This is a genomic window from Heliomicrobium gestii, from assembly GCF_009877435.1.
Taxonomy (GTDB): Bacteria; Bacillota; Desulfitobacteriia; order Heliobacteriales; family Heliobacteriaceae; genus Heliomicrobium; species Heliomicrobium gestii.
Genome location: NZ_WXEX01000007.1, coordinates 134880 through 153360, shown reverse-complemented (window position 1 = coordinate 153360; position 18481 = coordinate 134880). Strand labels below are relative to the sequence as shown.

12 protein-coding genes and 2 riboswitches are annotated in these 18481 nt (G+C 58.6%); of the genes, 8 read left to right on the top strand and 4 right to left on the bottom strand.

What is annotated here, in order from left to right; translation table 11 throughout:
* Positions 1-51: 51 nt before the first annotated feature.
* Together GTO89_RS09980 and GTO89_RS09975 are read right to left on the bottom strand one after the other, a co-directional pair.
* Positions 52-726: a hypothetical protein gene (locus GTO89_RS09980; protein WP_161261934.1), complete on the bottom strand. Its 675-nt coding sequence runs from the start codon at positions 724-726 to the stop codon at positions 52-54.
* A 406-nt stretch (positions 727-1132) separates the two neighbouring features.
* A complete protein-coding gene (locus tag GTO89_RS09975; RefSeq protein ID WP_161261933.1) occupies positions 1133-1918 on the bottom strand; it encodes a basic amino acid ABC transporter substrate-binding protein in 786 nt (261 codons plus the stop codon).
* 244 nt (positions 1919-2162) lie between these two features.
* On the opposite strand from GTO89_RS09975, the gene GTO89_RS09970 reads away from it, so the two are divergent.
* From GTO89_RS09970 to GTO89_RS09955, 4 genes are all read left to right on the top strand, one after another.
* Entirely contained in the window at positions 2163-2321 is a 159-nt protein-coding gene (locus GTO89_RS09970; protein ID WP_161261932.1) for a hypothetical protein, read from the top strand.
* Between the two features lie 115 nt (positions 2322-2436).
* On the top strand, positions 2437-3588 hold the full coding sequence (locus GTO89_RS09965; protein WP_161261931.1) for a glycerate kinase: 1152 nt from the start codon (positions 2437-2439) through the stop codon (positions 3586-3588).
* Positions 3589-3748: 160 nt separating this feature from the next.
* Entirely contained in the window at positions 3749-4789 is a 1041-nt protein-coding gene (locus GTO89_RS09960) for an HD-GYP domain-containing protein (protein WP_161261930.1), read from the top strand.
* 224 nt (positions 4790-5013) lie between these two features.
* Positions 5014-8784: a chemotaxis protein CheB gene (locus tag GTO89_RS09955; protein ID WP_161261929.1), complete on the top strand. Its 3771-nt coding sequence runs from the start codon at positions 5014-5016 to the stop codon at positions 8782-8784.
* A gap of 427 nt (positions 8785-9211) precedes the next feature.
* Here the strand turns inward: GTO89_RS09955 and GTO89_RS09950 are convergent, their stop codons facing one another.
* A complete protein-coding gene (locus tag GTO89_RS09950; protein ID WP_161261928.1) occupies positions 9212-10672 on the bottom strand; it encodes a long-chain-fatty-acid--CoA ligase in 1461 nt (486 codons plus the stop codon).
* Positions 10673-10985: 313 nt separating this feature from the next.
* Here GTO89_RS09950 and hcp point away from each other — a divergent pair, with 313 nt between their 5' ends.
* Both hcp and GTO89_RS09940 read left to right on the top strand, forming a co-directional pair.
* Positions 10986-12269, top strand: a complete 1284-nt coding sequence (gene hcp / locus GTO89_RS09945; RefSeq protein ID WP_161261927.1) for a hydroxylamine reductase — start codon at positions 10986-10988, stop codon at positions 12267-12269.
* Positions 12270-12459: 190 nt separating this feature from the next.
* Positions 12460-12597, top strand: a riboswitch (cyclic di-AMP (ydaO/yuaA leader).
* A gap of 115 nt (positions 12598-12712) precedes the next feature.
* On the top strand, positions 12713-14506 hold the full coding sequence (locus GTO89_RS09940) for a KamA family radical SAM protein (protein ID WP_161261926.1): 1794 nt from the start codon (positions 12713-12715) through the stop codon (positions 14504-14506).
* A 127-nt stretch (positions 14507-14633) separates the two neighbouring features.
* Here GTO89_RS09940 and GTO89_RS09935 read toward each other — a convergent pair whose 3' ends face one another.
* Entirely contained in the window at positions 14634-15749 is a 1116-nt protein-coding gene (locus tag GTO89_RS09935) for an HD-GYP domain-containing protein (RefSeq protein ID WP_161261925.1), read from the bottom strand.
* Positions 15750-16000: 251 nt separating this feature from the next.
* Positions 16001-16119: riboswitch (TPP riboswitch) on the top strand.
* A gap of 84 nt (positions 16120-16203) precedes the next feature.
* Between GTO89_RS09935 and thiC the strand changes: the two genes are divergently transcribed.
* Together thiC and thiM are read left to right on the top strand one after the other, a co-directional pair.
* Complete coding sequence (thiC, locus tag GTO89_RS09930; RefSeq protein WP_161261924.1) at positions 16204-17514, top strand: phosphomethylpyrimidine synthase ThiC; 1311 nt, start codon at positions 16204-16206, stop codon at positions 17512-17514.
* Between the two features lie 105 nt (positions 17515-17619).
* Positions 17620-18471 carry a hydroxyethylthiazole kinase gene (thiM, locus tag GTO89_RS09925; RefSeq protein WP_161261923.1) on the top strand — a complete coding sequence of 284 codons (852 nt, stop codon included), beginning with the start codon at positions 17620-17622 and terminating at the stop codon, positions 18469-18471.
* Positions 18472-18481 lie beyond the last annotated feature (10 nt).

The following is an 18481-nucleotide window of genomic DNA, read 5'->3' as shown; positions in this document are numbered from 1 at the left end:
ATACCACTGGTTTGGGCGCCGCCTCACTGATTTCATGTACTTGTCTGTGGCTTATTCCGCTGCGCCTTGTTCCGCAGCCAGTTCTTCCGTTTCAACCATCTCGGGCATGGCATCGCCTTCGGCAACAACGGCGTCGTCGGTTTCCATGTCCGCTACCGGAGCTGTTTCGACAGAGAACTCGCCTTCGCTCTTTCTCCGGTGGTACTCTTCGATCAGGGCGTTGATCCCCTGGAACATGGCGTCCTTGCCGTAGAGGAAGCGCATCATGCTGGGAACCTCTTCCTTGATGTTGGTGACGGTGATCTCCTTGCCCCGTTCTTCGAGCAGGCGGAGTTGTTCGAAGATCGTCGCTTTGATCTCGTCTTCGCTGCTGCCCCAGCGGATGCGGGGCGGTTTCACCGCGACCGGTTCGGCCGCTTTGCGGCGGCGGCCGCGGCGGGGCGCTTCGTCGACCAGTTCGATCGTCGCTTCGGCCGCTTCGGCAGACTCTGCAGCGGCTTCGGCGGCCAGGGCTTGGCGTTCACTTTCTTCTTTGATGGTCGTCTTCAGTTCTTCCAGTGATTGATGAACGGCGTTCAGTTCGTTCATCACCGGCTCGATGGCGCGGTTGACCAGGTCTTGGGCCAATTGAAAGGCAAATTCGACAGACTGGCGATAGCGCTGATAGTCCGCGTCGAGTTGCAACAACGCCTTATCATGGGGAGAAAACTCATTAATTTGACGCATGTACGTTCCCATCCTTTACAGTTGTTCTCTCTAGTTTACGTATATTATATATCAATTTTAACTATTTTAAAACATTAATTTCGATGCTTTTTATGAAATTTTATCGTGAAGATAAAAATGAATGGAAGCACGATCTCAGTAAAACCGACTAATTCCGCAGGGAACAAAGGAATCGACCGGTTTCTCGACGGAAGCGGATGAAAATAATTGTCGATATGATGGCGATCTGTTCTTTGCCTATCCCTTTGGAGCAGTAAAAAGTAAAAGAGAGAGCCACCAAGGGACGGTGTTATAAAAAAACATACATGGAAGGGAACGACGCTCTACATGATCATGTAGCAATATTCCTGATAAACGAAAACAGCGCAGCGAAAACTCGCTGCGCCGGTTCCGGGGAATGGTCGGCCTACTTCGACCCGAAGTATTTGATGTTCAATTCTTTGATCTTGCCGCTCTTCTCGAGCTTGTCCAGGGCGTCGTTGATCTTCTTCAACAGTTCGCCGTCGCCCTTGCGGATGGCCAGGCCGAACTGTTCTTTTTCCAGGGTGGGGTCTTCAAGGACGAGAAGTTTTGCGTCGGTGTTGTTGACGAGGTAGTTCTGCGCCACCGGCTTGTCGGCGATGACGGCGTCAAGACCGTCGATGCGCAGGGTGTTGAGCGCATCCGGGCAGGTCTCAAAACGCTTGATCTTGGTGCTGCGGTCGCCCATCAGTTTTTCAGCGACCCCCATCCCGGTGGTGCCGTTTTGCACGCCCACGTTCTTGTCCTTCAGGTCAGCCAGGGTCTTGATGGGCGAACCTTCTTTGACGATAATCGCTTGGACGGAATCGTAGTAGGGCTGGGAGAAATCGATGTTCTCTTTGCGTTTTTCCGTGATCGTCATGGCCGAGGCGACCATGTCGATGCTCTGGTTTTGCAACTCGGCGATCAGGTTGTCAAAGGGCGTATTTTTGATCTCCACCTCAACGCCCAGTTCCTTGCCGATCTCCCGGGCCAGGTCGACGTCAAAGCCGGTGATTTCGCCTTTCTCATCCTTCCACTCAAAGGGGCGGTAGGTGGCTTCTGTGCCGACGACGATTTTTTTCTTGGCCGGTGTCGTCGTGGCGGGGGTGCTGCCACCGCAACCGGTGAGGCTGACGAGCAAACCGGCGGTGAGCAATGCGGCGCAGCTGATGCGCATCCATTTGGTCATTTGATTGGTCCTCCGTTTCGAGTTGGGTTTGACATACGGGCATATTATACAAACTGGAGCATAAAAGCACAAGATCAAATTGTCGCCAACGCCATGCAGGGATTGGATAGACCCTGTCGCCGACCACGAAAAGCACGAAAAAATATTGACAGTTTTTACGTCAGAAAGGCTAAACTCGCCTCTGCCGGAAGACGATAGTAACGGTGAGGGACTTGGGTAAGGACACCCGAAGGGAGAGATGGCCATGGATGGCATTCGTATCGTCCCCGTTTTCCCTCCACAGTACTTTCCTCAACGAGAGAGGGAACGGGCCAAGGAGGTTCTCCATCCGAAGGAAAAAACGAAGGATTTTTCCCAACTGCTGGTGGAGGCCATCCAGAAAGATCAACGGAAGGCACACTAAAGACGTAGAGACGCCCCAATGGACTCAACGAAAGAAAAACACCCGCGCGGAGCCGTCCGGTCAGATCACCGGACGGCTCTACCATGCAGCAAACGATGAAGTGAGGGGTTGGCCCATGCGGATTGTTGTCGCACCGGACTCTTATAAGGAATCCTTGTCGGCGCTGGAGGTGGCCGAGATCATCGGGCGAGCGGCCCGCCAGGTCTGGACCTCGCCGGTGCTCGATCTCGTTCCCCAGGCCGATGGCGGCGAGGGGTTTGTGGAAGCCATGGTCAAAGGCGCTGGCGGACGATTTGTCGAGCGCGAGGTGACAGGACCGCTGGGAGATGCCGTGAAGGCCCATTACGGCATTCTCCAAGATGGGAAAAGCGCCGTCATCGAGATGGCGGCCGCCTCGGGACTCCATCTCGTTCCCCGGGACAAGCGCGATCCCCGGATTACGACGACCTACGGCACAGGCGAGCTGATCGCCGCCGCCATCGACGCCGGTTGCCGGACCGTCTTCATCGGCATCGGCGGTTCGGCCACCAACGACGGCGGCGCCGGCATGGCGGAGGCGCTGGGCGTGGGGCTGCTCGATGGGGAAGGGAAGGTCATCCCCCGCGGCGGCGCTGGGTTGGCCCAGTTGCGCCGGGTCGATTGCAGCGGGCTGGATCCCGCCATCGCAAGCGGAGCGGTAACCCTGGTCGCCGCCTGTGATGTCACCAACCCCCTTTGCGGCCCCACGGGCGCCTCAGCTGTCTTTGGCCCCCAGAAAGGGGCGACGCCGGAGATGGTCGCTCAGTTGGACGCCAATTTGCGCCATCTGGCGGCGGTGGTCGAAAGAGACCTGGGCCGGCAAGTGGCCGAACGGGCGGGCGCCGGCGCCGCCGGCGGCCTGGGAGCGGGGCTCATGGCCTTTCTCGACGCCCGGCTGGAGCGCGGTTTTACCCTGGTCAGCGAGATTACCGGACTGGAGGCGAAGGTGGCCGCCGCCGATCTGGTCGTGACAGGAGAAGGCAAGACAGACCGGCAGACGGCCTACGGCAAGGTTCCCGCCGGGGTGGCGAAGATCGCCGAAGTCTATGGCAAACCGGTGATCGTCATCTCCGGCGGCATCGAGGACCATGAAGAGTTGGAGGCCAACTTTTCCGCCCTCGTCGCCTGCACCCGCCTCCCCGTCGATGTGCCGAAAGCGATGCAACTGGCCGAACCCTTTCTCTTTGCCACGGCCAAAGCTGTTTTCCGACTTGTCGCTCTTGGCGCCGGGTTATACAAAACCTCCTAATTATCTATACAAAAATTTCTTTCCCCCATATTCCCAACCGCCGTCAACTGGCTTATAATAATATGGGATGTTCATATTCGCGTTGACGAGAAACGGGTGAGGCCGCCGTTCGGCCCGAACCCCCGGGGCAAAACGACAGCATCAGGGAGGCACCAAGGGCATGATGCGAATATCCGTCAGCCTGGTCGAACCGGGCGCCGTGTTGGCCAAACCGGTCTATGACGGCCGGGGCAGCATCCTGTTGGCCAGGGGGGTACAACTGACCAGCGGGTATCTTCAACGGCTGAAGGATCTGGCCATTCAATCCATCTATATCGAGAGTCCCTTTGGCGATCTGATCGACTACGAGAACGCCCTTTCCGAGCCGGTCTTCGTAGAAGTCATGAAGAACACGCGACACCTGGTGAAGATGTTGGCGTCGCCGCGGGTTGACAGGGATCTGTCCAGCGCCAAAAAAAGTGTCGAGATGATCGTCGAAGAATTGGTCCGCAATCGGGGAACCCTCCTCGATCTGAGCGCCCTTCATGACTACGATGAATATACCTACTCCCACTGTGTGTCCGTTTGCGTGCTCTCGATCATCATCGGCATGCATGCCGGATTAAGACGCGAAGAACTGGCTCTTTTGGGGATGGGCGCGCTCTTGCATGACATCGGGAAGACAAGAATCCCCGCGGAGATCACAAAAAAACCAGGGAAACTGACGGCAGAGGAATACGCCATCATGCAGCAGCACACCCGCTTCGGTTACGATCTCCTGCGCAAGAATTCCAGCCTGTTGTCGGCCCATGTGGCCTTTCAGCATCAGGAGAAATACGATGGCACCGGTTATCCCCGAGGCGTCAAGGGCGGGGACATCCATTTGTTCGGCCGCATCGCAGCCGTGGCCGATGTCTATGACGCCTTGACATCGCGCCGTCCCTATCGGCAGCCCCTCCCGGGGCACAAAGCCTATGAATACATCTGGTCCCAGTCGGGCGCTTATTTTGACCCTGCCATGGTGCGTCACTTTTGCGGCACCGTCGCCATCTACCCCAATGGCAGCCTGATAGAGTTATGCAATGGAAAGAAAGGTCTCGTGGTCAAGCAAAACGCCGGTTGGCCCCTGCGACCCGTCGTCTGTGTGATGGAAGACAATCGCGTCGTCGAGATCATCGATCTGATGGATGAGGCGCAAACCAATCTGGTCATCGTCGCCTGAAAAATCGCCATCCAGTACAGCGCCGCCGTAAAAAGCGGCGCTTTTTTTGTGAAAGAGCAGGAAACGGCCCTGAGGGAAAAGAATGGAATGATCAAAGCGATTGAAATTACTATAACGATTGATAAGTCTCAAAGTGGATTTCTGCGCCGACAACGCGCATGTCATAGCAGGATGTGGATATTTCACCGGATGCCAACCCCCGGGAATGAGGAGGCCGACTCCGGATGGAAGAGAAAAACCGGGAACCAGAACAGGCCTTGTGGGTGCTCGCGATCGGCGCTTCAGCCGGCGGGTTGCGGGCCATTCAAGAGGTCCTCAACCGGCTGAGCCCCGATCAGAACCTCGCCGTGTTCATCGTTCAACACCTGTCGCCGCGCTACCCCTCCCACCTGACGGCCATCTTGAAGCGCACCTCCCTCATGGATGTGAAGGAGGCCGTCCAGGACGAGGTCATCTGCGGCGGGACGATCTACGTGGCTACGCCCAACCACCACCTGGTCCTGCACGGAAACCGGATTCATCTCGACGCTGAATCGGAAAAGGTGAAGTTCGCGCGCCCCTCGATCGATGTGCTCTTTGAGTCGGCCGCCGAAGCTTTTGGGTCGCGGGTGATCGGCGTTGTCCTGTCTGGCACCGGTTCAGACGGCAGCAATGGGATCATCAGCATCAAGGAGCACGGCGGCTTCACCATCGCCCAGGACTCGTCCAACAGCCACTACAACGCCATGCCCCAGAACGCCATCAACACCGGGGCCATCGACTTTGTGCTTCCGCTCAACGAAATCCCGAAGATCGTCTCCCAGATCCTCAAGGAACCGGAGACGGTGCGCCGGGAGCTCACCCTGGACGAACACATGGAAATCGCCGACATGCTGCGCCACCGGCTGAATATCGATGTCGTCCATTACCGGCGCTCCACCTTCAAGCGGCGCGTGCGCAAGCGCATGACCCAGCTCCATTACACGTCCGTGCAGGAGTACATCGAACACCTGAAGCGATATCCGGAAGAGCTGGACGAATTGCACGACGATCTGCTGATCAATGTGACCCAGTTTTTGCGTGATGAGGCCGCCTATGAATCGCTGCGGGTCAATTGCCTGGAACCCCTGATCGCCCGATTGAAGGACGGCGACACCCTGCGCGTCTGGTCAGTCGGCTGTTCGACAGGGGAAGAGGCGTACTCGGTGGCCTTCATGGTCATTGACATGCTGGAAGAGGCCCAGAAAAAAGCCGAACTGAAGATTTACGCCACCGACCTCGATGAAGCGGCCATCCTGGAGGCGCGTCGCGGTCTTTATAATGAATCCAAGGTGCGGAGCCTGCCGGAAAGTTACCGCGAAAAATACATGATCGCCTGCGGCGATTTTTATAAGGTAAAAAAACATATTCGTTCCTGCGTCATCTTCGGCGTGCAGGACATCGTCCACTCGGCGCCCATCGCCAAGGTGGATCTGCTGATCTGCCGCAACCTGCTGATCTACTTTGAGAAAGAATTGCAGAAAAAAGTCCTGACCATGTTTCAGTACGCCTTAAACCCTGGGGGCTTTCTCTTCTTGGGCAAATCAGAGACCACCTCGGTGGTGCCAGAACTCTTCGATTTTGTCGATCGGCGCTGGAAGATCTACCGGGCCCGCTCCGTTCCCACGCGTCGCGTTCCTTATGTGCGCCCGCGCAACGGTTGGATGCAGCTGACGGATGGCGACAACCGGCTCAACCGCCGCTATGTGGCCGACAGCGTCCTGGAAAACCTGTCGGCGCCGGTCCTGGCGCTCAATGAACAACTGAAGATCGTTCTGTGGAACCGCCGGGCCGATGAGCTGCTCACCGGTTGCCTGGCCGAAGCGGAAAAGGCAGAGCCGGAGCGGGAAGCGCTGCTCTTCGAACTGATTGACGACAAGATGCAGGCGGAGATGCAGGAGTGTTTTCAAAGCGGCCTGGTTCCGCCTTCCCGGGATATCAGCGTCACCTGGCGGGAGTTGCCCCGCCTCTATGCGCTGTCCTTTCTCCTCGACGCTGACGAGGATCGCAAGCCGATCCTGATCCTGATCTTCACGCCCGTGATCCGGCGGACCAGCGGTCCAGTGCTCCCGACGGAACGGGAGATGGACAGCATGGAAAAGGAACTCTCCGACGCGCTCTCGATTGCGGAAGAACTGCAGTCGACCAACGAAGAGTTGGAGACGACCAACGAGGAGCTGCAGGCGGCCAACGAGGAGTTGGAGACGACTAACGAAGAATTGGAATCGGCCAATGAGGAACTGGAGACGACGAACGAGGAACTGGAGGCGGCCAACGAGGAACTGGAGACGATCAATGAGGAACTGGAGGTTCGCACGCTGGAGTTGCTGGCCGTGTCGGCCCTGAAAAACAGCGTGCTGACGAGCATCAATGTGGCCGTCATCGCCATCGACCTGGAAGGCCGGGTGCTGGAGTGGAACCCGGCGGCGACGAAGCTCTTCGACATCCCCAGTTACAAGGCCGTCAACCGGAACCTCTTCGGCTTGCAGGTGCCGCCCTTTTTCGGGGAACTGAAAACCCACCTGGAGCGGCTCGTCGAGGGTGAAAATGAGACGGTCAGCCGGGCTGTCATCGCCTGGCGGAACAAGTCCTTCAACGTTGATTATGTGCCCCTCCACAACGAGGAGCAGCAGATCGTTGGCCTCTTGATCGTCGCCTATGACATCACCGAGCAGCATGAACTGCACCGGCAGTTGCAGGCGGCCCTGGATACGGAGCGCAACATGGCGGAGGAACTGGCCCTGGCCAAATCAGACGCCGAACGGGCCAACCACATGAAGACGCGCTTCATCGCCGAGCTTTCCCATGACCTGCGCGGTTCCTTGAACGTCATCCTCGGCGTGACCCAACTGGGCGTGGAGACAACGAGCCAACCGGCCCAGGAAGGGAAAGCGCGTCAGGTGGGGAAAGAGCTTCCGGAGGGGGAAAGGCTCCCGGAGCGGGAGGCGCTCCAGGAGGAGATCGCCACCTACTTCGATATGACTCGCAAAGCGGCCGACAACCTGAACAACTTGCTGACTCAGGTGCTCGAGCTCTCCTCCATCGAGTTGGGGAAAAAGGCCGTCGAGAATAAGGTGTTCTCCATCCCCCAATTGGCCGACCAGGTGAGCGCCGTCATCGCCTATAAAGCGCGCCGCGCCCGGGTCGACTATATCGTCGACAACCAGGTCTCTCCGCGGCTGCTGGTGGAAAGCGACTTCGGCAAGCTCTGCCAGATCCTGCTCAACCTGCTCGACAACGCCGTCAAGTACTCTCAGGCGGGGGGCCAAGTGGTCTTTCGCATCAGTCGGGAAGGGGAGCGCTTGCGCCTGTGGATCGCCGATAGAGGCATCGGGATGAACATGGAGACGGTGGCCCACATCTTCGACCCCTTCTACCGGGCCAAGGGCGTCACCAAGATCACTGGTTCCGGCCTTGGGATGGCCATCACCCAGCAGTTGGTCCATACGTTGCAAGGTGAGATCGACGTGGAATCGCGAGAAGGCGTGGGCACGACAGTGACGGTGGATGCGCCGGTCCGTTACCTGGAGATGCCGGCTGAAGCCAACGGCCAAGGGCCTGTCAACATGGAGCGGTTGAAAACCCATATGGCCCATCGCCGGGTGTTGATCGTTGACGAGGATCCCACCTCGATCCTGCTCTTGAGCCGTGTCGTCACCGTCTTGGGCGGCGCTCCGGTGGTGGCGCGGGGGATGGAGGAGGCCATCGCTCTGGCAGGCGCTGAACCGCCAGACCTGGTTTTGACAGAGGCGGAGTTTCACGACGGCCATGCCGCCGATATGATCGGCGGCGTCGCCAAGACGATGGCCAACTGTCCGCCGGTGGTGCTCGTGACCAGCGATATCTTTCAAGTGAACCTCACCGGAGAGTGGCGAACCTATGCCGATGAACTGGCGGCGAAACCGGTGGCCTTAAACGAACTGTACGCCTGCCTGTGGCGGGTGCTGGAGAAACCTTCGGGGAACCGGACGGCGTGAAGGGTATTTTAACCGGAGCCTGAATAAACGGACAGTTGCGACCCCTTATGGTAGCATTCAACAATACCGTAAGGGGTGAATTATTTTTATACAACCACCCCCTTTGCTGGGGCGGACCTTGAATGAAATCAAATGAAAAAGGAATCATAAATTCACCAGAATGGTTTTCGGAGGCATGATGTGGAAAAAAGCGCTTTTCAGAAAGACCTGGAAGGGCTGAAAAAACGAGTTTACTATAACCTGGTTGGGTTTATTGGGATCGTCGGCATATTGCTGTTTTTACCTGCAGGCTCGATACGATATTGGCAAGGCTGGCTGTTTTTGCTTGTGTTTTTTGCGCCGACCATCGTAAACAGGCAGCCCCGACGGCGGCGCTCGATAAGCGCTTCCATCGGGGCTGTTACGTTCCATCGGCGGCAGAGGGGTCTTACCGCGTTTTCAGTTCCTTCTTCAGCACCTTGCCGGTGGCGTTCCTCGGCAAAGCCTCCAACTCGACGATCTCCCGGGGCAGTTTATATGAGGCCAGGTTGGCGCGCAGGTAGGTCATCAGTTCCTTCCGGTTCAGTTCTGCGCCGTCCCGGATGACGACAAAGGCGCGGACCGCTTCACCACGCGTCTTGTCGGGCATGCCGATCACGGCGGCCTCTTTCACGGACGGGTGAGCATAGAGGACCTCTTCCACCTCCCGGGGATAGACGTTGAGGCCGCCGACGATGATCAGGTCTTTTTTTCGATCGACGATGAAGATGTATCCCTCGTCATCCCGGTAGGCCAGATCACCTGTGTAGAGCCAACCGTCGCGGAGGACTGCCGCCGTCTCCTGGGGCAGTCCGAGGTAGCCCGACATGACGTTTGGCCCCTGACAGATCAGTTCGCCCACCTCGCCGGGAGGCAGATCCTGGCCTGTGGCGTCGACGATCATGACCGAGACGGCAGGGAGGGGGAGGCCGATGGAACCGGGCTTTGTCGCGCCGATGGGGTTGAAGGTGACGACCGGCGACGCTTCGGAAAGACCGTATCCTTCGACGATGGACTGGCCCGTTTTTTCGTTGAAACGGGTGAGCGTTTCGACGGGCAGGGAAGCGCCGCCGGAAACGAAGAGGCGAACATTGGCCAGGTCCCGGGGGTCGGCGAGGGAGTTGTAGATTCCAAACATGGCGGGCACGCCGGTGACGACGTTGACGCCGCAATCACGGATCAAGGCAAGGGCTTCCTTGGGCTGGAACGATTCCATGATGGTAATCGAAGCGCCATTGAGCAGCGCCGTGGTGACGCAGCAGGTCCAGGCAAAGCTGTGAAACAGGGGCAACACGCAGAGGTAGTTGTCCGACTCGACGGCCTTGATCGTCTCCGTGTAGGAACGAGCGTTGCTGACCAGGTTGCGGTGGGAGAGGACGGCGCCCTTGGGTCGTCCCGTCGTCCCAGAGGTGTAGAGGATGACACAGGGGTCTTCCGGGGTGAGGTGGACGTCGGGAAGGGGGTGGTCGCGATAAGCGGAAGCCGCCTCGCCTATCTCCGGCAGGAGGTGCTGAAGGGGCAAGTCGCTGTCATTCAACTCGGCGCTTGCCAGTTCCAGGGGGCGGTCGGTGACGACATGGCGAGAGTCGGCGTCGCTGAGGATGTAGGCGATCTCCCGGGGGCGGAACATGATGTTGAGGGGGATGATGACCGCGCCGAGGCTGGCGATGGCCATGTAGGCGAAGATGAACTCTGCCGAATTGTGACAAAAGAGGCCGACTCGATCGCCGGGACCGATGCCACGGGCGTGGAGACAGCGGCGGTAACGATCGACCGTCTCCTGAAGGGCAGCATAGCTGTAACTGCCGCTTTTTGCAAAGAGCGCTCCTTTTTCGGGACGGCCCTTCCGGATCAGTTCATGAACGAGCAACGTGAAATCCTCCTTTGTTACATCCTATCTTTCCCGTAAAGGCGCTTGCGGGTGCAATTGTTTGCTTCGGGGTTCATTGGTGTTGATGCGCTGCCCCCTGTCGCCCTCCTCCGCCGTTGCCGTGCGGGTGAAGCCGATGAGCCTGTCCAGCGCCAAGTATGTAATCATAACTGTAGCATTGGGCCAGAGGGGCCGCAATGTCCGGCAAGATATTTTTCTGCTCGACTGTGACAAATATCACAGATTCTGCGTCTAAGGACCGTTATTATATAAGTAAGTTAGTAAGTTATAAAAACGAAAGGGGATTTGCTTCATGTTCTGTTACCAGTGCTCGCAAACCGTAAAAGGCGGTTGCACGAAAGTCGGCGTCTGCGGAAAAAACGAGGATATCGCCAGCCTCCAAGATACGATCATCTTTGGCTTGAAAGGTGTCGCCGCCTACGCGACCCACGCCCGGGAACTGGGCTACAGCGACCCTGAGGTGGACGCCATCACCCAGGAAGCCCTTTATTCGACGCTGACCAATTCTAACTTCAATCTCGGCGAGCATGTGGCCATGGCGATGAAGGTGGGCACCGCCACCGTCAAGGTGATGGACCTGCTCGACCGCGCCCATACAGACAAGTTCGGCATCCCCGTTCCCGTCGCCGTCTCCTCGGACAAGGTGGAGGGCAAGTGCATCCTCGTCACTGGCCACAACCTGCACGCCCTGTTGGAACTGCTCAAGCAAACTGAGGGCAAGGGCGTCAACATCTACACCCACTCGGAGATGCTGCCGGCTCACGGCTATCCGGAACTGAAAAAATACGCGCACCTGAAGGGCAATGTGGGCAAGGCCTGGCACGACCAGCGCAAGCTCTTTGAATCCTTCCCCGGCGCCATCTTAGGAACGACCAACTGTGTCATGCCGATTCGCGGCTCCTACAGCGACCGCATGTGGACCTACGGCTGCGCCGGCCTCGAAGGCGTCCCCAAGATCGTCAACGATGACTTCTCGGCGCTGATCGAAAAAGCGCTCTCTCTGCCTGATGCCAACTGGGAATCGGACAAGACGATGACCACCGGCTTCCACCATGTGAACGTGCTGGCCCTGGCCCCGCAGATCATCGAAGCCGTCAAGGCCGGCAAGATTCGCCGTTTCTTTGTCATCGCCGGCTGTGACGCGCCGATCAAGGAGCAGGAGTACTACCGTGAACTCGCTCTGGCTGTGCCGAAGGACTGCGTCATTCTCACCACCTCCTGCGGCAAGTTCCGCTTCAATGACATCGACTTCGGCGACATCGACGGCATCCCCCGCTACATTGACCTGGGCCAGTGCAACAACTCCGGTTCGGCTGTCAAGATCGCCCTGGCGCTGGCAGAGGCTTTTGGATGCGGCGTCAACGACCTGCCCCTGTCGATCGTGCTCAGCTGGTTTGAGCAAAAAGCTTGCGCCATCCTCCTCGGCCTCTTCAGCCTCGGCGTGAAGAACATCTACCTGGGCGGCCGGGCGCCGGAATTCCTGACGGCCAATGTGGTCGATGTGCTGGTGAAAAACTTCGGCCTGAACCTGATCGGCAATGTGGAAGAAGACCTGAAGAAAATGCTCGGCGAGTAAGCCGGCTTGCTGACACGGTGAGTAGAATTACCAGAAAAGCAATAAAAAGCGGTTTGATCATGGGTTCGAATTTCCGATAACGTTGATAAAACGGCTCTCGCTAAAGAGGGCCGTTTTTCGTTTTTTTGGGGAATTATGGTGTACTTTTGTTGGGAACGCTGATATACTGTATACGTTACAAGCACATATGCCCACGGGAACGCTTAATTCCTGTCCTTCAGGAAGCGGGGGAACCAATTATTGGGGTGAATCCGGCTGTTGCGCCGGTAGGGTGAATCATTCCACCCGAATCCGTCAGCTAACTTCGTCAGCGTCGATGGTGCGTTGGGGCGCAAAAGTCTGCCATTTGTCAGGCTTTAGTTGAATGCGCGTTCAAGCCCCCGGCTTTCCAGGCCGCGGGCTTTTTGCTTCCCTGTCAATGACAACAAAGAGGAGGATGACTTATGGATGGTTCGGCTGTTTTGCGGCCTGCTCAAGTCGTTGACGGAGCGGATGTGCAGCGGGCGCTGGAGCGATTTTGGGAGGAGAACCCGATCCTCTTTGAACTGCTCTGCCACAGCCGCACCCTCGAAGAAGCCAGGGAACGCGCTTTCAACTACCTGATCGACTTTGAACGAAAAAGCCTGCATTCACGGGCGCTGACTGCGCCATCGGAGCGGGCGCTCAGCCGGAAGGCGATTCAGGTGCTGAAAAACATCTTCGCTCGCCGGAACGAGGAGCTGACCCAGGAGAGCGCCCTCAAGGTGTTGTACCAATTGGCCCATGGGGAACCGGTCTCCACCTCTGCGGCCTTTGTGGAGGAGATGCGCCATCTCTTCCTGGCGATGAAAGAAAAGACAGGGCTGTATGAGTCACACCCGTCTGCAGCGCCGGGACGGGATATGCGCCTGAGCCAATTGGGCCAAGCCGTGCAGGAGCAGGTCGAAGGGTTTGCTCACGGTCTGATCGATGGGGTGATCCAACAGCGGAAAGCCAACCGCCAGCGGATTTTGGACCATTTTGGGGCTACGCGGGAAGAATGGAACGACTGGCGCTGGCAATGCCGCCATGTGATCCGTGACGCCGGTCAGATGCAGGAACTGGTCGAACTCTCTGGCGAGGAGCGGGCGGCCATTGACAAGGCGTGCGCCGAAGGGATCGCCTTCGGGGTGACACCCTATTATGTCATGCTGATGGATCGCGAGCCCCACCGGCGCTTTGACCATGCCGTTCGCGCCCAGGTGATTCCGCCGGCGGACTATGTGGAAGCGATGGCGGCGGGGAGAGGGGATGCCGCCAAGAGATTTGATTATATGGGCGAGCGGGACACATCGCCGGAACGGCTGGTGACCCGTCGCTACCCCATGATCGCCATCTTGAAGCCTTTCAACACTTGCGCCCAGATCTGTGTCTATTGCCAGCGCAACTGGGAGATCGATGACGTCCTCTCGCCGAAGGCGGCGGCCAGTGAAGACAAGATGAACAAAGCCCTGGCCTGGTTCCGCCAGCATCCCGAAGTGGAAGAGGTGCTGATCACCGGCGGCGATCCCGGCATCATGTCCGATGGCGCGCTCAAGAGGCTGCTCGACGCCGTCAGCGCCTTCCGCCATATCCGGCGCATCCGCATCGGCACCCGGACGCCTGTCGTCCTGCCGATGCGCATCACCGACGCCTTTGCCGACCTGCTGGCATCGTACCGGCTGCCCGGGCGGCGGGAAGTGGTCGTCATGACCCATGTTGAACACCCCTATGAGGTGACGCCTGAGGCGGCTGAGGCCTTCCAGCGCTTGCGCCAGCGGGGGTTGCCCCTTTACAATCAGGCTGTCTTTACACTGGAAAACGCCCGGCGCTTCGAGATGGCGGCGCTGCGCCGTTTGTTGCGCCTGGTCGGCGTCGATCCCTACTACACCTTCAACACCAAGGGCAAAGAGGAGACGCGCGCCTACCGGGCGCCCATCGCCCGCCTGCTCCAGGAGCAGGCCGAGGAAGCGCGGCTGCTGCCCGGCCTTGCGCGATCTGATGAAGCTGTCTTCAACATCCCTCGCCTCGGGAAAAACTACCTGCGCGCCGGTCAGGATCACGAGGTGATCATGGTCGACCGCCAGGGCCGGCGGATCTACGAATTCTACCCCTGGGATATGCCGTCGGATCCCCAACCGTTTTTGTTTACCGACGTGGCTATCCTGGATTTTTTGCAGGAGATGGAACAGCGGGGCGAGGATCCGCAGGCATACCGGAGCATTTGGCATTATTATTGATCCGAATTGGAACCATCTGATCGGGGATGTTCAGGGGTGGCGTTGAAAGTCACTTGGACACAGGAAATGGCGTGCAAACGGGGGAGCCCGTTTGCACGCCATCTTTCTTTGCTTAAAAGGATTTTTCCTATTTTGCTTCCTGGTAGTGAGGGGTGGTCAATTCCTTCACATGCTCCTCGAAGAGCACCTTGTCGACAAAAACGGTCAGATGCCGGGTCAGGTCCAACTCGTAGGGCCGCTTCAGGGGGGCGCCGTCAGCGTCGTAGAGGAGGCGCACGACAGGCCGACTCTGAAAGGCCTTGTTCACGTCGACGACGACGCCGATGTCTCCCGTGTTCAGTTGCACTGTGCTTCCGATCGGGTAGATGGCGATATTCTGCAAAAAGATCTGAGATATGTTCGGGTCCAGTTCACGGCAACTGGCCGCCAGGATGATCTCGTGGGCCTGGTAGGGGAGGTAGCCCTTGCGGTAGACTCGATCGGCCACTAGGGCGTCGTACATATCGGCGATGGCGACGATGCGGGCGTATTCGTGGATCTCTTCCCCTTTGAGCTGGCGGGGGTATCCCGAGCCATCGAAGCGTTCCTGATGTTGGTAGGCCACATGGGCGGCCGCCAGGGAGAACTCGCATTGGTGACGGATGATCTCAAAGCCGTAGTCGCAGTGGCGGCGGATTTCAGCGTATTCCTCCGGCGTCAGCCGTCCGGGTTTGTTCAGGACCTCCAAGGGGATCAGCATTTTGCCGATGTCATGGAGGATAGCGCCGCAAGCCAGGTCGTACAGTTCGAGTTCGTTATATCCCATGGCGATGCCCGTCAATACGGACAGCACACAGACGTTGACAGAATGGCCGAAGGTGTAATCGTCAAAGGTGCGAATGTCAGCCACGTGGTACATGACATGACGGTTGCGCAGCACCTCGTCAATGATGTCAGAGGTGGCTGTCTTGACAGCCATCGGCTCTAAGCCTTTATCGGCGTGCAATTGGACGCGAGCGAAGGAGTGACGGATCGTCTGCACGGCGGCGAGCCGCACCTGCTCGCTGAGCACGTCGGGGACGGTTAGATCACCGATCACCTGATCCTTGATCAGGACTGCCGGTACACCCAACTCTTTCAGCCGCCGGATGAAGGGGGTGGAAAGAGTGATGCCGGCGCCAAGCAGGGTCCTTCCGTCAGCGCTGTAGATGCTGCGCGCCAGGATCATGCCCGGCTCAACGGATTCGATGGATACTTTTCTCAACCGGGCCGCCCCCTTTGCTAGTGGCATTGGTGCGCAACGGACGACAGGCCTCCATGCAAGCCTAGAGAAAGGCTCGGATAAAGACCTGAAAAAGCCGAGAAAAAGAGGCAAGAAAATTGAAGCGATTGGGCCATAAATCAGTTATAAATAATTCGCCTTCAAGAGACAAAAATCCTGCCCGTTTATTGGAGAAGGGATATTTCTATTCTTGTCGAATAGAACCAGCAGCAGGCAATCGGTAACTTCATAAGGTTTACCGCTAGGGGAGCCCGGACGATGCCCGGGCTGAGAGGGCGCCGGCGACAGCGGTGTCGACCCTTTGCACCTGATCTGGAGGAATGCCAGCGGAGGAAAGCGGATAACGCGAGTTTTTGGCGCGCGTATTCCCTTCCTGCATTCGGGAAGGGATTTCTTTATCCGTGCAGGGCAGAATCAAATGAGGAGGAGTATCGTCATGCAGTTAGGCAGAATCTATGGGACTCAGATGGAAAAGGCTCTGCGAGGGGAAGTTACACCGGAGATGGTCCAGGTGGCCGAGTCGGAAGGGTGGCAGCCGGAAGCCTTGATGGCGGAGATCGCCGCCGGGCGGATCGTCATTCCGGCCAACAATCGCCGTCCTCGCGCTTCCTATTGCGGCGTGGGCCGGGGCCTGCGAACGAAGGTTAACGCCAATATCGGCACGTCAAAGGGAACGTCGGGCATCGAATTTGAAAAACGCAAGCTCGACATCAGCATCGAGTGCGGCGCCGACGCCGTCATGGACCTGAGCACCGGCCCCGATATCGATGGCGTGCGCCGTGCGCTGATCGCTGATTGCCCCATCGCCTTCGGCACGGTGCCCATCTACCAGGCGACAGTGGAGGCCCAGGAATTGAAGGGCGCCATCATCAACATGACAGAAGAGGATATCCTGCGGGCTGTTCAAAAGCAGGCTGAAGATGGCGTCGATTTCATGACCATTCATTGCGGGCTGACGATGGAGGCGTTGGAACGGCTGCGCAAGCACCCGCGCATCACTGATATCGTCTCCCGCGGGGGCTCCTTCTTGACGGGCTGGATGATTCATCACCAGCGTCAAAACCCCTTCTACTCCCAGTTTGATCGCATCCTGGAGATCGCCAAGGAGTATGACATCACCCTGAGCCTTGGCGACGCGCTGCGGCCCGGCTGCATCGCCGACGCCACGGACCGGGGCCAGGTGCAGGAACTGATGGTTCTCGGCGAACTGGTCCAGCGCTGCCGCGCCGCCGGTGTGCAGGTGATCGTCGAGGGCCCCGGTCACGTGCCCATGGATCAGGTGGAGATGAACATTAAACTGCAGAAACGGCTCTGTGAAGAGGCGCCCTTCTATGTGCTCGGCCCCCTGGTCACCGACGTGGCGCCGGGGTATGATCACATCACCTCGGCCATCGGCGGGGCCATCGCTGCGGCGGCCGGCGCCGACTTCCTCTGCTATGTGACCCCGGCGGAACACCTGAGTCTCCCGACTGAGCAGGATGTCCGCCAGGGCGTCATCGCCTCCCGCATCGCCGGTCATGCCGCTGACCTGGCGAAGGGGATCAAGGGCGCCATGGATTGGGACAAAGCCATGGGCAAGGCCCGCAAGGATCTTGACTGGGGCGAACAGCGCCGCTTGTCGATGGATCCGACGGCCTTTGACAAACATCCCCATACGCGTGATAAGACCGGCTGTTCCATGTGTGGTCCCTACTGCGCCATGCGCATCGTCAGCGATTATCTGGGCAGACCGGCAGGCTCCTGCTAACCGTTCCTGCAGGGGTCAGTGAAAAAGGGTCACACTGCAGGGGGGAGAGCGCTTCTTCAGGGTGTCCTGTCGCCATGGGGGAATCGTTCCAGAGGAGGAATCGCGATGAGGGACTGGGTTGGGAGTTGCCTCGCCGAAAAACTGGCGATCATGCGGGAGAGACGCCCGCTCATCCACCACTTGACGAACTACGTGACGATGAATGACTGCGCGAATATGGTGTTGGCGACGGGGGCTTCGCCGGTGATGGCCCATGCGCCGGAAGAGGTGGCCGAGATGGCCGCCATTGCCGGCGCGCTCGTCCTCAACGTGGGCACATTGACCCTCCCCTGGATTGAATCGATGATGATCGCCGGCAAGGCAGCCAATCAGGCCAGTGTGCCGGTCATCCTCGACCCGGTGGGGGCCGGCGCGACAGGGCTGCGCACCGAATCGTGCCGGCGCATCCTGGAAGCGGTTAAGGTATCCGTCATCCGAGCCAATGCGGCGGAAGCGGCGGTATTGGCCGGATTGGATGGGGAAGTGAAGGGCGTCGATGCGGTGAGCGGCGATGCCTGCGCCGCCGCTCGGGCGTTAGCTCGGCGCTTCGGCGTCGTGGCCGCGGTGACCGGTGTCGTCGATTACGTTTCGGATGGACGACAGACGATGAAGATCGAAAACGGCGACGCCTGGATGGCCCGCCTGACGGGAACCGGCTGCATGGCTTCATCGGTGACAGGTTGCTTCTGCGCCGTCGAAAAAGATCCCCTTGTAGCGGCGACGGCCGCACTGGCCTTCTACGGCGCAGCCGGAGAGATCGCTGCCGGACGGTCGTCTCTCGAGGAGGCCGGGCCGACCTGGCCGGCGCCACGGGGGCCGATGACCTTCAAAACGGCCTTTTTTGACGCTGTATACCGGCTCGCTGGGGAGCGGGCGGCGCAACTGGCTCGGGTTGAAGCCATTGGCATGGTTGAATAGAAAGAGATGG